Below are 14,332 nucleotides of genomic sequence, written 5' to 3' on the forward strand. Positions count from 1 at the left end.
AGATAACCAACGGCCGGAGTCAAACAAGCCCGATGGCATTTCGGGTAACCAGCCATGCGTCTCGCAAGACGCCGGCGCCATCTAATATGGGACGCCGCTACCTCCGTTTGTTTCGTAAAAGCGCATACGCACATCCTCCGATCACTAAGGTCGATGTAAGGGCCAGGAGCACGGAGGCCTTATGGGGTTCTTCACGCCACCCACCTTCCACCCGGCGCGTGCCGCCCGGCGGGGCAAACAGATTTCCGGAAGACGCGGCTGCCGCCGGACTGCGACGTATACCCCAGCGAGTAAACCATCCAACTACATGGTTAAAGCCGGGCACGAGGAGGTGCGATAGCCGGGCGACGCGGGCGGCGCCTCCGACCGTTGTGCTCGTACGTGGCGTGATGGCGCAATCCACCATCGCCTCGGCCACCAGATGAGGGTCATAGATTGGCGATGGAGGTTTGAGCGCATGGCCAGTGTAATTACCGCCGTCCCGAAAGCCTGGCGTGTCCATTACAGCGGGGTAGATATCGCAGACGTGGATATCAGGGAATTCGGTGAGCTCACCTCTCAGCGCCTCGGTCAGGCCCCGCAGGCCAAACTTGGCTGCCGAATAAGCCACTGCGTAGGGCTGGGCAACCCAGCTGCCCAACGACAACGTGTTGATCAGGATCCCGCTTCGCTGGGCCTTGAAATAGGGTAGGGCTACGTAGGCGCCACGCAGGTAGCCCAACAAATCGGTTTGGATGACCTGCTCATGCACTTGAAGTGGTGTGTCCTCAAAACTTCCAACGGCGCCTACACCCGCATTGTTAATCCAGATATCGATACGACCATTGCCGAATTCCGCAGCGCGCTCAGCGAGGTTTTTGATCTGCTCGCTGATCGTCACGTCCGTGGTCACCGCGACGGCATCGGCACCGCAATCGGTGCACTCATCGCGGACTTCGTAAAGCGCCTCCTCATCCCTGGCTGCCAGTACGAGGCGGGTGCCTTTGCGGGCGAACGCTTTTGCCGCGGCTCGACCGATGCCACTCGATGCGCCAGTAATCACGACGAGTCGCCCACGGAGCGGGCCTGCGTCGGATGCCGCAGGTTTATCAACATCCACACTTTGACGGGAAGGTAAATCGACAGAAGGGCTTGCGTCATCGCGACTAAGCGTTAGCGATTCGCCGCCCACCAGCGTAAGTGTGAGATCTTCGATAGTGCCGGCAAGGCGGTTTGGAAACACAGGCTCTCCTGCCATGTCGAGATCATCATAAATAAACTGTTGACCCTCCAGCCAGCCAACCGCAGTCAATAATTCAGGAGCCAGATAATATTTTCCATCGAGGAAAAAACCGCTAAATGGATGTGTGTCGCCCAAACGCTCTACGAAATAGCGCTCGCCTGGTTTCATGCCTGTTTTAGAGTCGATCATGACGGGGCCTCCAATGGCTGGTCTTGCCATAGAGGAAGCGTCATCGAGAAATGTTCCATCGTACTGACCAAGCGACCACTGGGGTTATATGGCACCGAAGACGGAAAGTTGTTAATGATGTCGATCGTTATCGATGTGGATCATCCTTGCTTTCGCCATGAGGGGTTGCTTCGGGTCCAATCCCGCCGCTGCCGCCCCCCTGTCCGCCCTTACCAGCGCGTTGTTTAACACTTTCCTTTTCTGCCTTTTCTCCTTTTCCTGCTCGCGCGGAGCCAGGGCGTGTCGGCCCCTGCTTTGGGATCGATAGATGAGCGGGTACCGGTTCCAAATCGAGCACGGCGCGGATAAAGTCACGTAGAGAAATGACAAGCGCCCCTGTATGAATAGTGCGGCCCGCTACCAGTTCCGAGGCCGCGCTTGCCGCTAGCATCACCTGTTCCTCAGTACCCAGAAGGATAACGTCGGAGAGTGCCGCTTCAACGGCGTCTCGTATACGCCGTGATCGATCGCCGCCTGGCGATTCGCTATTGGTGAGTGGGGCAATTTCCAATTCGATGGAAGCATCGATCTCAGCTTCAAGCGCTTCTGCAACCGGGTCGGGTTGCTGACTTAGCCGCAGATCACGCAAATGAGCAGGATCAACTTTAAGGTTACCGGTAAAAGAGCCGCCCAACGTCTTGTAGGCCGCTATAAGGGTGCGCAAGCGTTCGTTTATCTGTCGATTTTCACGCTCGCGCCGCTGCTGAATCGTCTGCATGACGAGCAAGCGAATCCCAACCCCGATGACCGTGATCACGATCAGTCCCAATAACGTCGAAAGGATGCCCCCCCAAGAACTGAAATCCAGGTTACGCATACACAGGCTCCATAGAAGCGAACATAAAATCCTCTGAACAGACCGGGGACGATCATCGACCCCACCCCATGCTTGCCTACAAACGTGTATTGGTAAACCTTAAATTGATATGCACTGAAAGTTGATTGGACACGGCCTTTCGTCTCATCCGCATGAACGACGCGATGGAGGAAAGCACCAATTGGCGAAGGCATAGACGTCGCCGAGTACCAGATAATACCGGCTTAAGGTTCGACGGTTGCTTCGGTCGAGGTTGTCACTATGTGAGTTAGAGTTCCGCGACGCTGCTCCTTGACTACGGCTGCCGGAACTGACGAGCAACGATACTTCATACCCTTCCTGACGGGCATGGTAGCAACACTTTCCATGCATTCGGCCCGAGTGGAATACGCTGCTGGCTGGCGCTCTTCCAAACACCCTTCAGACCCCGTACAAATGCTAATAACAACCGCGAAAACGCTCATCATTGCACACCTTCCTTTTGGCAAATCCGGAGAAACAGTTGTCGATTGCCAGGATTCTGCGGTGGCTAATGGCTCAATGCAATAAGCGAAAAGCGCTGATTATCGGAAATGCGGCCAACAGCCAGACGTAAGTTAGGATTAGCCTCCATAACTGTTTGATTTATGATAATTATCAAAGATTCGTACCCAATATGTTCTTCAAGTTAACGCGCTGCCTGACTGACTAGAATCGAAGTACTTGGTGCTCTGGTAAAGGGTATGAATAAAATAATAGTTTCTGAGTTCTATAGAAGTTAGCTATTGCCATTTTTGATACGCCAATTACATGGCATTCGCGCTCGTTTCAGACGCAACGAATTTGCTGAATTTCTGAGACTGAAATTCATTAACCCCAGTTTCGAGCATCAGAGAGCTCTCCGCTTGTCGCCTTTACTGCACCATCACGGACGCCTGCTGACCCAAGAACTGTAAGCCACCCAGATCTGGAGCATCATTCGATGAATAAATTATTTGCTACCTGTGCACTGGCCAGCTTTTTTTGCGCCGCTTCCATGACTGCCTTCGCCAGCGCAACCTCGCCTTCGGCGGGTACAACAACCGCCCCTTCCATGAACCACTCATCTTCGCAAACGGGTAGCGATTCCCGGACTCAGAGCAACGATCCTGCCAGCCAAGGCGGGGAGACGGGCTCGGACGCGGGTACAGGAACCAATGCGGCCGGTAGTGGAGATATGCCCAATGGTACAGGCGACTCAGGGGGCTCAGGCAGTTCAGGCACCGACAGCTCGGCTGGGAGCGGTTCAAGCGGTTCCTCCGGCGGCTCTGGCGCGGGAGGTGCCGGTAGTTGATGGATAAATCAACACATAAAAGCCTGGCTCCGCGCCGGGCTTTTTTCGAAGCTGAAAAAACTTAAATCTCCTATCGCTGAGTCTCAATAGGCAGGCCACGTAGTGGGTCAACTGATCCCGAACACGATGTTGAATCTTTTCTCGGGCTGAGCTGGCGCCAGTCCGCGAACCAATCCGTTCAACGTCTGGAGTTCGGCGTCCGAGGAGATGGTTGTAAGAGCACGAGCGAGGCATTTCAAGGGCTTCGGACAGCAGTGCCAACGATTCACGGGCGGTGGCTGATCGTTCAGCGCAGGAGCAGAAGGTCGGCAAGAAATCCCTGAAAAGCTGGCTTCGTGGAATACAAATCTAAATTGATCAATTTTGTTATGGAGAACGATTTGCATTTATAATACGTGAAAATTTTGTTAAGATCCGCGACCTCATGGCGCTTTGCTATGCGTAAAGGACAACGCTTTTTATTACCTGCAAAGAAGCCGAGCAGATCCTTAACCTCAGGAAGCATTCTTGATGCACCGCCCAGTTTTCTCGCTCTTGACCACCGCCATCGCCGTTGGCGTCAGTTCAGTATCTTTCGCCGCACCGGTACGCTTCGATATGCCGGCGCAGTCGCTTGCAACCTCGCTGACTCAGGTTGGAAATACGAGCGGCATACAGGTGGTTTACGACGCGCAAATGGTCGCTGGCAAACAGGCGCCGACGGTCCGGGGTGAACTTGAGCCTACCCAGGCACTGCAGCAACTTTTGGCCGGGACCGGCCTGGCAATCAGCATCGAAGGGAATACGGCGCGTGTCGTCCAGCCCGCCCAGGCTGGCCAAGGCCAGATTGCACTCGAGGGCGTGAACATCAATGCCGATTACGGAATTGCAGGTCAGGCAATCACCGAGAACTCGGGGTCCTACACCACCGGTTCAATGAATACTGCGACCAAGCTGCCGCTGTCTATTCGTGAAACGCCGCAGTCTGTCAGTGTCATCACGCGACAACGCATGGACGATCAGGGCATGAATGACCTGAACGACGTTGTGAAATACGCGCCAGGCGTGACGCTGCATAAAACAGCATCAGATCGTCAGGAGTTCCTGTCGCGCGGTTTCAAGATCGACAACATCATGTACGACGGCCTGCCGACGAGCATCAGCACCTACACGCAAGACGTGATTTCAGGTGCTGACCTGGCCATGTACGATCGCGTCGAGGTCGTGCGTGGCGCAACGGGCCTGATGACCGGCGCAGGCAGCCCCGCTGCGACATTGAACCTGGTACGCAAGCGTCCAACGGCAATTCCGCAGGTAAGCATTACCACCAGTGCGGGAAGCTGGGACCGTTATCGCACCGAGATTGATGCCTCGAACAAACTCAATGAGTCGGGCACCGTCCGTGGCCGTGTCGTCACTGCGTACGAGGACGACAAAAGCTTTTCCGACATCCGTGAGGATCAGCGCCAGACCTTCTACGGCATCCTGGAAGCCGACCTCAATGATTCCACGACCTGGACGATTGGCGCGTCGAAGCAACGCGATGACAACACTTCGGACTGGGGTGGACTGCCGAGCGGCCCGAATGGCGAGGACCTGCATCTCAAACGTTCGACGTTCCTCAGCAATGACTGGTCATACTGGAACAAGGACAACATCAGCCTATTCACGGACGTGACACATCGATTCGACAATGGCTGGTCCGCCAAGATCGCGGCGCAGAAAATCTGGGCCGAGGCAGACACCTTCTCAAGCTATATCGGCAACTATGACGGGTTGGGCTTCCAGCAGTATCACGGAAAATACCGAGACGATGACGATCAGACCAACGTGGATGCGTCCCTGACGGGGCCGTTCCAGCTGTTCGGCCGCGAGCATGAGCTGGTTGTGGGCGTCAGCCACCGCCAGGAGAAGTTTCACCAGTGGGGAGGGTGGACCGATGGCACGCCGATCGATATCTACAATCCGACCCATTCGCTGCCTAAACCTGACGTCGACACCAGCCTGTATGAAACACAGAATGCTGCCACCGAAGAGGGCGTATACGCTGCTGCGCGGCTGAACCCAATCGATCCGCTACACGTGATTCTCGGCAGCCGCGTGAGCTGGTATGACTACGACAACCTCAAAGGCAGCGGCGACTACAAAGTCGTCCGTGAAGTGACGCCCTATGCCGGTGTCATCTACGACCTGAACGACACGTATTCTGCGTATGCCAGTTACACGGAAATCTTCAAGCCGCAGAGCCAGCTGGATGCGTCAGGCAGCGTTCTTCAGCCGATGACCGGCAAGAACTACGAGCTGGGTCTGAAGGGTGAATATTTCAATGGCGCCCTCAATGCCTCGGTTGCGCTATTCGACATGGAACAGGAGAACCGCGCCTACTTGCTCGACAACCAGAACACGAGCAATTGCCCAGGCTTCCCGGCGACGAGTTGCTACGGTGCTGCCGGTAAGGTGAGAAGCCGAGGTATTGATACCGAATTGAGCGGGGCACTGACGCCTGATTGGCAATTTTCTGCTTCCTACACCTATGTCTTGAGCCAGTACGTAGAAGACGCGACCAAAAGCAACGAAGGCAAGCTTTTTGCCCCCGAGCAGCCCAAGCATCTGTTCAAGGCCGCAACCACCTACACGCTGCCTGGCGAACTGCACAAATGGCGAGTGGGTGCAGACGTCTTGGCTCAAAGCAAAACTTTCAATCGTGTCGGAACAGGTACCGCAGATCAGGACGCCTACGGCATCGTCGGTCTAATGGCAGGATACAAGCTGAACGAGCATTGGGATGGTCGAGTCAACGTCAACAACCTGTTCAATACTCGCTACTGGCAAGGCATTCCGAATGCGTCGGGAACGGGTGTCTATGGCGATCCGCGTAATTTGATGTTTTCGCTGAAGTGGTCGCTTTGATTGAGGCGTCCCTTCGGTCAGGACGCTATTTCCAAGTAACGCAAGTCGCCGGTGAGAGCCGGCGACTGCTTATTTTATAGACCGTGAGCGCAGCCTTCGTGGACTAAAGATTCCACAGGATGAGCGAACATTCGCGATCACCAGAGTGGCGAACGGTGTCATTCACGCACGGCCTCAACCGGAGTGGCTGTGTCCGAAAGACCGCTTTTGGCTGATGGATGTCACTGACGCCGCGCGCAGTGGTATTTCACCTGTGCCGTGTTCAGGCTCTCGTTTCACCCAATATCCTCCCCGCGTCTTTCGCGGGAGCTAAACCAAACACCCTTGCATAGTCGCGACTGAACTGCGTAGCACTTTCATAGCCAACTTCGAACGCGGCCGCCGTAACGCTCTTGGCGCTGGCGATGGAGCCACCGGTTATACCGGTCGCATGACCGTGCAACGGGCGAAAGATTTCGGTTGAGCAATCATTGGGAGGGCGTACCGTCGATGCTCTTGGCGAACCCTGCCGTCTGTTTTTGGCTACTGGTCGATATTCGTCAATGACAACTAAGGGCCGTCAGTTATTGCTCGCCAGTGGCTGCTTTCGAGCCAAAGCGGTCATCCGGCAAGTCATGAGGCCGACGCCAACAGGACTTAGACGGCTTCAGCTCTGCCGCAGAATTTGCATCAGCTGTCCAACAACGATGGCTTCGAGGGCACCTTCACTGGCACCCGCATCAAAACCAGCACAGCAAGCCGATTTATCACCATCGGTAACACGGTAAACGGCAATGACGCTGCCAGGCCCACATCCTGTGTGTCCACATAGAGAAAATCCGCCGTCGATTGAACCCATCATCACGCCTAGCCCATAGCCTGCGGTGATCCAGGGACGTCCAGGAATCGGGCCGCCCAACGTTCGTGCTGCCTGCATTTGCTCAAGCAAGCCCTTGGAGAGCAGATTTCCGGCTAAGAGTCGATCCAGAAAGAGTGCTGCTTGCGAAACGGGGCCGATCAGCAAGCCATGGTAGACCCACCCAGGGTCGTAATCAGAGGTGCTCCCAAGCACGCTCGTTCGTAGGTCTGTCCGTGTTTTCGCAAAACGAATGTCAGAAAGACCCAAAGGGATTACCGCTCGCTGATTCACTGCTTCCTCAAGCGTCAGGTCAGTCAGTTGTTCGATAAGCGTGCCGATAAGCAAGTAGCCAACATTGGAGTAGCGCCAGCTCGTACCGGGGCTGTATCGAAGGCGAAGACCGTCAAGACGTTGCATCATTTCATCTGCCGACCAGGCTGGCTCAGCATTCGCGACGGCGGCGTGATACTCCGCAAGTTCGCCGTAATCGGCCAAACCAGCCTCATGTCGCAGTAACTGGCGTAACGTGAAAGGCTGATCGAGAATTTCGGTGTCCAATCCAACACGCCTATCACGCACCAGTGAAAGTGCTGTCGCAGCCAGGACTGTTTTCGTGAAGCTCCACCAGGGAACCATCACTCCGGATGGCTCAGGTGTGGGTGGCTGATCATGTAACACGAGCGAGCTGAGCATTGGCGTCCTTGATGTGCTGGGTAGATCGACAGCTCGACAAGATATCCCAGCCACTCGCGAGAGTGAATTCAGCTGGCTGTGCTGACCTGCGTGACTGCTTCTGGCCCAGAGCGTGTAAAAACCCCTTCGCGAACCCTTGCTATGATTTCTGAGGATTTCATCGAAAGGCTCGCCCATGAAGCGTTTCATCCAAGGTGAACATCGAGGCCAAAGCACGTTGCTCCCCGAAAGCCCCGACGACTACGTCAGCGATACCAACCCGGTGCGCATAGTCGACGTCTTCGTCAACGAACTCGACCTGGTCAATTTGGGTTTCGACGGTGCTGTTCCTGCTGACACTGGCCGGCCTGCTTACCATCCTGAAGTCCTGCTGAAGATCTACATCTATGGCTATCTCAACCGCATCCAGTCGAGCCAACGCCTGGAGCGAGAAGCTCAACGCAACGTTGAGCTGATGTGGTTGACGGGTCGTTTGATGCCGGATTTCGAGACCATCGCTACCTTCCGAAAAGACAACAGCAAGGCTATCCGAGGCGTCTGTCGCCAGTTCGTAGTGCTGTGTCAGCAGCTGGGATTATTCGGTGAAAATCTGGTCGCCATTGATGGCAGCAAGTTTAAAGCTGTCAACAACCGCGACCGTAACTTCACCAGCGCCAAACTGAAGCAACGCATGGAGGCAATCGAAGCGAGCATCAACCGTTACCACTGATAATGGAGGCGATGAATGCGAATGGTCGTTCATTGGTGCAACTGGGAAGGACGCGGACTGGACCATTGCTCGTTCGTTGAAAGCGACGAATCTTTAATCATCGAAGGATTGGCCATCGGCAGCCAGTCAGAGGGTTACGCTGCGCATTACTATGTTCTGACCGATGGCGATTTTCGCACACGTGAGGTACGCGTCGAATTCGTCGGTGGCCCACGCATGCACCTCACGGCAGATGGCCAGGGAAATTGGCACGATATGGTCAGCGATGAACCTGTTCCGCTTCTAGCCGGTTGTCTGGATGTTGACATCGCCGTTACACCTGCTACAAACACCCTCCCGATTAAACGCCTGGCGCTAGACGAAAAAGCGAGCCGAGACATCATCGTTGCCTATGTACCTCCAGTGGCTTACAGCGCGTCCGATTTTCTACCTCGGGTCATGACGCAGCGCTACACATGTCTGATCCCGGATAAGCGATACCGCTATGAGAGCACGCCTCGCGGCTTTACTGCCGAACTCCAGGTCGATAAGTACGGCTTGGTGCTGGATTACCCTGAAATATTCCGAAGACTTTCGAATTAATTGGCGCTCGAAGGCGAGGAGCAAAAAGGCAAACCTTGAGGCATGCCTGTGTACGTCGCCACATAAGCTAATCTTTCGGCTTGGCAGCCGTTATCGAGTGGGTCGAGGATTTCCATGGAGCGATACACCGGAGTCGCTCAGGCTCTGCACTGGCTGACTGTCGCAGCGTTGTGCCTGCTGCTGCCTTTTGTCTGGGTCGCGGAGAATTTCCCACCGGGCCCGGTGCGCGTTTTCTGGTACATGGCCCATGAGTCCATGGGCATCAGCGTGTTCTTGATGGTGCTGATCCGCCTGACCTGGCGCTGGCGCCATCGTGCGCCGGCTTATCCACCTGATACCGGCCGGGTGACCGCGGTGCTGGCGGGGCTCAATCATGGCTTGCTCTACACCGTGCTGCTGGTGATGCCCGTCACGGGCTACCTGATGGCAGGCAATGGACAGGACGTGCCGTTTTTCAGAGTGATTGCATTGCCCGGGTTTGCCCACAATGAACGCCTGGGGATCTTCGCTGACACTGTGCATGTGTGGTGCCAATTCGCGGTCTATGGACTGATCGTGTTGCACGTAGCGGCAACTGTCTGGCATGTAGCGGTACGCCGCGATGGCATGCTGGACCGGATGCTGCCGCCCCAGCGCCACCCTTGAAGGCGAGTGCTGCTGCCGCGTTACAGAACCTGCGCATCGTCTTCAACGCCGCCTGTTTGCGCCTCGCCGATCGTATGAAAAATACGTTCCGGCATCTTCGCGGAACCAATGCCGTTCGCCGCCGCCTGAATGAATAACGATAAGGAGGCAAGGCATGTGGCGCAGCTACCAGGAAAAGATTCCCAAAACACTTCTCGCAGGCGGAGATCAGTCACTGCGCATCGGCGTGCTCACCCATATCAAGTTTCCCGTGTGCCAGCCGTTTGCGGGCGGGCTGGAGGCGTTCACCTATGACGTTACGCTCGGCTTGCGCGCGCGCGGCCACGCCGTGACCCTGTTCGCCAAGGGGGGCAGCGCGGCGGAGCTGGAGGCGGTGGCCGTGCCGGACGAGGAGCTGTGTCGCCAAGCCAGCCTGAGCAGCGCCTATATCGCCGAGCACCATGCCTACCTGAAACTCATGCAGGGCATCGACGACTACGGCTTCGATGTGATCTTCAATAACAGCTTGCACTACGTGCCGGTGACGATGGCGTCACTGATTCGCACGCCGATGCTGACCGTGCTGCACACACCGCCGTTCTTCGAGATGATCAATGCGTTGCGCGGTAATCGCCAGGCCGGTCGTTTCAGCACGCTGTCGGCATCTAATGCGCAAAAATGGAGCGATTTGGTCCCGCAGTGCGCATTGATCCCCAACGGCATCGATCTGCACGGTTGGCAGCCCGCCGCGACCGTCGGTGAACATGCGCTGTGGTCTGGCCGGCTGGTGCCGGACAAGGGCGCGCATTTGGCCATCGACGCCGCTCGCCAGGCCGGCATTAGCCTGCGGTTGGCGGGGCAGGCGGTGGACGAGCATTATTTCAAGTCGCAGATCGAGCCTCGGCTGGGTCCGGGTATCGAATACCTGGGCCATTTGCAGCGGCCGGAGCTTGCGGCCGAGCTGGCAACCGCAGCTGTGGCGCTGGTGACCCCTTGCTGGGATGAACCCTTCGGCCTGGTGGTCGCCGAGGCGCTGGCTTGTGGCACCCCGGTGGCCGCCTTCGAACGCGGGGCGATGCGTGATCTGATCAGCGACGAGGTCGGGTGCCTGGCGCCGCCCAATGACGTGGCAGCGCTGGCCGCCGCCATTGCGGTCGCGCGCGGCAAATCGCGACTAGCCTGCCGGGCGCGCGCCGAAGCCCTATGGAGTCAGAGCCTGATGCTGGACCGTTACGAAGCCTTGCTTGCCGAAGTGGCAGCGCAACATGCCTGAGCCGCAGGTCGGGTACTACGTTCACCATCATGGCGCCGGCCATGGCGTACGTGCCATGCATATCGCCCAGGCATTGCGCGTGCCGGTGGCGCTGATCGGCTCGCAATTGCCAGGCGAACTACCTGCTGGCGTGCAGAGGTTGCAGCTGCCGGGCGATACGGCGGAGGGCATGCACGTCGAACGCTTCGACGTGATGCACTATGCGCCCCTGGCGGTGGACGGCATACGCGAGCGCATGGCGATGCTCGCTCAATGGTTTGCCGAGCACTGGCCATGTCTGTTGGTGGTCGACGTGTCCGTGGAAATCGCCTTGTTCGCACGCCTGTGCGCGGTGCCGGTGGTGTATGTGCGCCAGCACGGCCCGCGTGACGATGCTGCTCACCGCCTGGCTTATGACAGCGCCAGTGCACTGCTGGCGCCTTATCCCGCCGAAATGGAAGCGCCCGATACGCCGCAGTGGTTGCGCGACAAAACCACCTACAGCGGTTGGCTATCGCGTTTTGCCGACGCGCCTTCTGCCGCGCCACAAACCGGGCAGGTGCTGATTATCACTGGGCACGGCGGCACTGGGCTGTCGGCTGCATTGATCGAGGCGGTGGCGCGCCAGTGCCCCGAATGGCAGTTTCGCGTGGCCGGTGGTCTGGAGCCCGGCATGGCGGCGTCCAACCTGCAGTGGCTCGGGCCCTTGCGCAATCCGCAAGAGGAGATGCGCAACGCTGAAGTCGTGGTCGGCAGCGCCAGCGATAGTCTCGTGGGCGAAGCTGCTTCGCTCGGTTGCCGCTACATCGCCGTGGCCGAAGATCGCCCCTTTGATGAGCAGCGGTTGCAGGCAAGGCGCTTGAATCAGCTGAATGTGGCAATAGGGCTGGAGCACGGCTGGCCGGCAGCGCCGCAATGGCCGGCCTTGTTCGAGGCGGCGCTGCGGCTCGATCCCGGTCGCTGGCGTGACTGGGCCGACTCTGCTTCGGCGGGGCGCGCGGCGCGGCTTATCGAAGGCACGATGGCGCGGATGATCAAAAGCCCAGTCGTTTAGTATTCAGCGCCTGCGCCACGAGTTCGGCAGACGGTGTCCTAACGATTTCAAGGCGTTCGTCGGTCCAGTGCAGCAGGCCCTGGTCACAGAACACGCGTAACCATCCTTCCATGGGCCATACGCCCCAGCGGCTGTGGAAGCGTCGAGCATTGGCGACGATGTCGGAGAAGTGGTTCAACGGTGGATCGTATGTGGGATGGTACTGATGGAACGCCATCGCTGAATTGTCGAGCAGGGCCACCCTCTCGTGCCGTGCCCGGAAAGCGAAGTCGGTATCTTCGCCGCCATACCCCTGGTAATTCTCATCGAACCCGCCAATGCGAGCAAAGGTGCTGCCGCTGCAGGCAAAGTTCAGTGACCAGAACAGGTGATAGGGCAGGGCGCTACGCGGTCCGTGGCGAAACTTCGCCAGCGGGTGTTCGACGCCCTGTGCGTAGAGCGCCGCTTCGTCCCAGCCTGGGCGATTCGCGCCCTCGGGCAGGTAGCGAACCTGACCCATGTGCAGCGCATCGGGTTGCGCCTGCAGGCCGTCGCGGTAATGCGCCAGCAGATCGTGCGAGGGTATGCAGTCCACGTCGAGAAAAACCCATGAAGCCGCCGGGTCGATCACGGTCACGCGATTGCGCGCCTTGGCCAATGGCAAGCCTGCGGGCTCATCTACCCGCAGGGTGTGAACCGGAAACAAGCGGCTGGCGAATTCGCCGGGCGTCTCGTTCATGTGCACGATCCACAGCGCCTGCGGGATGAGGCTGGAAGACTCAAGGCCCTGGATCAGGTTCGCCAGATGAGTGCTGCGGCCATGCACCAGGGTGATCACTTTCATGCGTTGGTCGCCAGCGCCGCTAGCACGCTTCTCAAGCATGCTTGCAGGCAACGCCCTTCATTGTGAGCTGGGATGACGAAACCAATCATGAATGACCCTCGGAATCAGAAATAGCGCTCTGCGCGGAACGCTCGTACGCGGCGGGAGTATATAAATCCCTGCCTTGGTGCCAGTTGAGAGATTGACTGGGCAGCAGCGGTAGCGGTTTCGATAATCCGACAGGCTGTCTATCGCCGGACCACCCTGGGCAGGGTCGGACTCATGAGCCATGCCCCGGCGCTCTTTGCATTTCGATCAGGAAAGCCATGGCTATCTTCCTATCTGGCGCGAGCTGTCGTGAGGGGAGCGGGTAACGCTGTGGTGAATAGCGGGAATGAATGATTGCTTCGGACTGTGCCGGGAATGGCGCAAATGACTGTTGGAGGGAAAGCTCGATTGGAGGAGCCGGCTTGCTGGCGAACACGGCGAGTCAGGTACGTATTCGTTTCCTGACACATCGCGGTTCGCCAGCAAGCCGGCTCCTACAGTTTGGTGTCGTGCGAAGTTATCGATTGCGCCGGCAATTACCGCGGGCGTCGTCAAGAATAACGCGGCTGCGCAGCGATCCTCCGACCCAGCCTTTTTTCATAATGCCCCAGGAAAAACTGCCACTCCGGTTCACTCCAGTGGGAGTGGCGTCTGAGTTGCGGAATGTCGTGCCTCGCCGCACGCAGTGAGGTTGCCCGGCCGTGGGATTTTTCAAGATCCAGCAGGGCAAGCTCGAACTCCGGGCCGCCGCTTGTATCCTGTACTTTTATGAAAATATGCTTGGAGCGCATGCAGCCGTGCTGCCAGCGTCCCAGGTGCATTCGCGACAGTAGCGTTGCGAGCTTTTCGAGAACCTTGTCGTGCTCGCCTTGGGTCAGCCGGATCCTTGCGCCCTGTTCATACCAGGTGTCCATGTCCTGAAATCCATTCAGGTCCTTGGTGACCAGGACGCCGTGCCAGACACCTTCGAGCTTTTGCGCTCCGTAGTAGATCGGCTGAGGCGCATTGACGCCCAGCTGCAACAATTTCGAGAGCGCCTGACCTTCGCGCAAAGCAGTGGGTCGTCCCAATGGATATCTCAGGCTGCGAAACAGATGCCCGGTCTGGCGCTTTACGTATACCGTCGTATCGTTATGTATGACTCGCTGCACGCCGCTGGTGCCGCTTCGCCGCACATTGGGTTCTTCCACCCACGGCCCTGATGTATTCCACCAGTAAGAAAAAGCCTGTTCGGATTGGCGCATCGCGCACTCCTGTCTTCG

10 protein-coding genes and 2 pseudogenes are annotated in these 14,332 nt (G+C 57.5%); 6 read left to right on the top strand and 6 right to left on the bottom strand.

Going from position 1 to position 14,332, the window contains the following annotated elements:
- Positions 1 to 97: 97 nt before the first annotated feature.
- Both ACRER8_RS00810 and ACRER8_RS00815 read right to left on the bottom strand, forming a co-directional pair.
- Positions 98 to 1,411, bottom strand: coding sequence for an SDR family oxidoreductase (locus ACRER8_RS00810; RefSeq protein WP_431744477.1), 1,314 nt, complete (start codon positions 1,409 to 1,411; stop codon positions 98 to 100).
- 127 nt (positions 1,412 to 1,538) lie between these two features.
- A complete protein-coding gene (locus tag ACRER8_RS00815; protein WP_431744478.1) occupies positions 1,539 to 2,267 on the bottom strand; it encodes a hypothetical protein in 729 nt (242 codons plus the stop codon).
- A 1,822-nt stretch (positions 2,268 to 4,089) separates the two neighbouring features.
- Between ACRER8_RS00815 and ACRER8_RS00820 the strand changes: the two genes are divergently transcribed.
- On the top strand, positions 4,090 to 6,468 hold the full coding sequence (locus ACRER8_RS00820) for a TonB-dependent siderophore receptor (protein ID WP_431744479.1): 2,379 nt from the start codon (positions 4,090 to 4,092) through the stop codon (positions 6,466 to 6,468).
- Positions 6,469 to 6,730: 262 nt separating this feature from the next.
- On the opposite strand, the pseudogene ACRER8_RS00825 reads toward ACRER8_RS00820, so the two are convergent.
- Both ACRER8_RS00825 and ACRER8_RS00830 read right to left on the bottom strand, forming a co-directional pair.
- Positions 6,731 to 6,874: pseudogene (locus ACRER8_RS00825) on the bottom strand (helix-turn-helix domain-containing protein); the annotation flags it as partial.
- A 240-nt stretch (positions 6,875 to 7,114) separates the two neighbouring features.
- Entirely contained in the window at positions 7,115 to 7,999 is an 885-nt protein-coding gene (locus ACRER8_RS00830) for a serine hydrolase domain-containing protein (protein ID WP_431744480.1), read from the bottom strand.
- Positions 8,000 to 8,174: 175 nt separating this feature from the next.
- Here ACRER8_RS00830 and ACRER8_RS00835 point away from each other — a divergent pair.
- The 5 genes and pseudogenes from ACRER8_RS00835 to ACRER8_RS00855 all read left to right on the top strand — a co-directional run.
- Positions 8,175 to 8,702 (top strand): annotated as a pseudogene (locus tag ACRER8_RS00835) (transposase); the annotation flags it as partial.
- A 21-nt stretch (positions 8,703 to 8,723) separates the two neighbouring features.
- Positions 8,724 to 9,290, top strand: coding sequence for a putative glycolipid-binding domain-containing protein (locus tag ACRER8_RS00840; RefSeq protein WP_431744481.1), 567 nt, complete (start codon positions 8,724 to 8,726; stop codon positions 9,288 to 9,290).
- A 114-nt stretch (positions 9,291 to 9,404) separates the two neighbouring features.
- A complete protein-coding gene (locus ACRER8_RS00845) occupies positions 9,405 to 9,935 on the top strand; it encodes a cytochrome b (RefSeq protein ID WP_431744482.1) in 531 nt (176 codons plus the stop codon).
- 154 nt (positions 9,936 to 10,089) lie between these two features.
- Positions 10,090 to 11,187 (top strand): glycosyltransferase, encoded by a 1,098-nt coding sequence (locus ACRER8_RS00850; protein ID WP_431744483.1) that lies wholly within the window; start codon positions 10,090 to 10,092, stop codon positions 11,185 to 11,187.
- Complete coding sequence (locus tag ACRER8_RS00855) at positions 11,180 to 12,220, top strand: hypothetical protein (RefSeq protein ID WP_431744484.1); 1,041 nt, start codon at positions 11,180 to 11,182, stop codon at positions 12,218 to 12,220. The genes ACRER8_RS00850 and ACRER8_RS00855 overlap by 8 nt, the downstream gene beginning before the upstream one ends.
- Here ACRER8_RS00855 and ACRER8_RS00860 read toward each other — a convergent pair.
- On the bottom strand, positions 12,201 to 13,043 hold the full coding sequence (locus ACRER8_RS00860; protein WP_431744485.1) for a glycosyltransferase family 2 protein: 843 nt from the start codon (positions 13,041 to 13,043) through the stop codon (positions 12,201 to 12,203). The genes ACRER8_RS00855 and ACRER8_RS00860 overlap by 20 nt on opposite strands.
- 578 nt (positions 13,044 to 13,621) lie before the next feature.
- On the bottom strand, positions 13,622 to 14,314 hold the full coding sequence (locus ACRER8_RS00865; RefSeq protein WP_431744546.1) for a lipopolysaccharide kinase InaA family protein: 693 nt from the start codon (positions 14,312 to 14,314) through the stop codon (positions 13,622 to 13,624).
- Between the last annotated feature and the right edge of the window lie 18 nt (positions 14,315 to 14,332).

Origin of the sequence: Pseudomonas sp. (assembly GCF_050739935.1) — a bacterium.
GTDB lineage: Bacteria > Pseudomonadota > Gammaproteobacteria > Pseudomonadales > Pseudomonadaceae > Aquipseudomonas.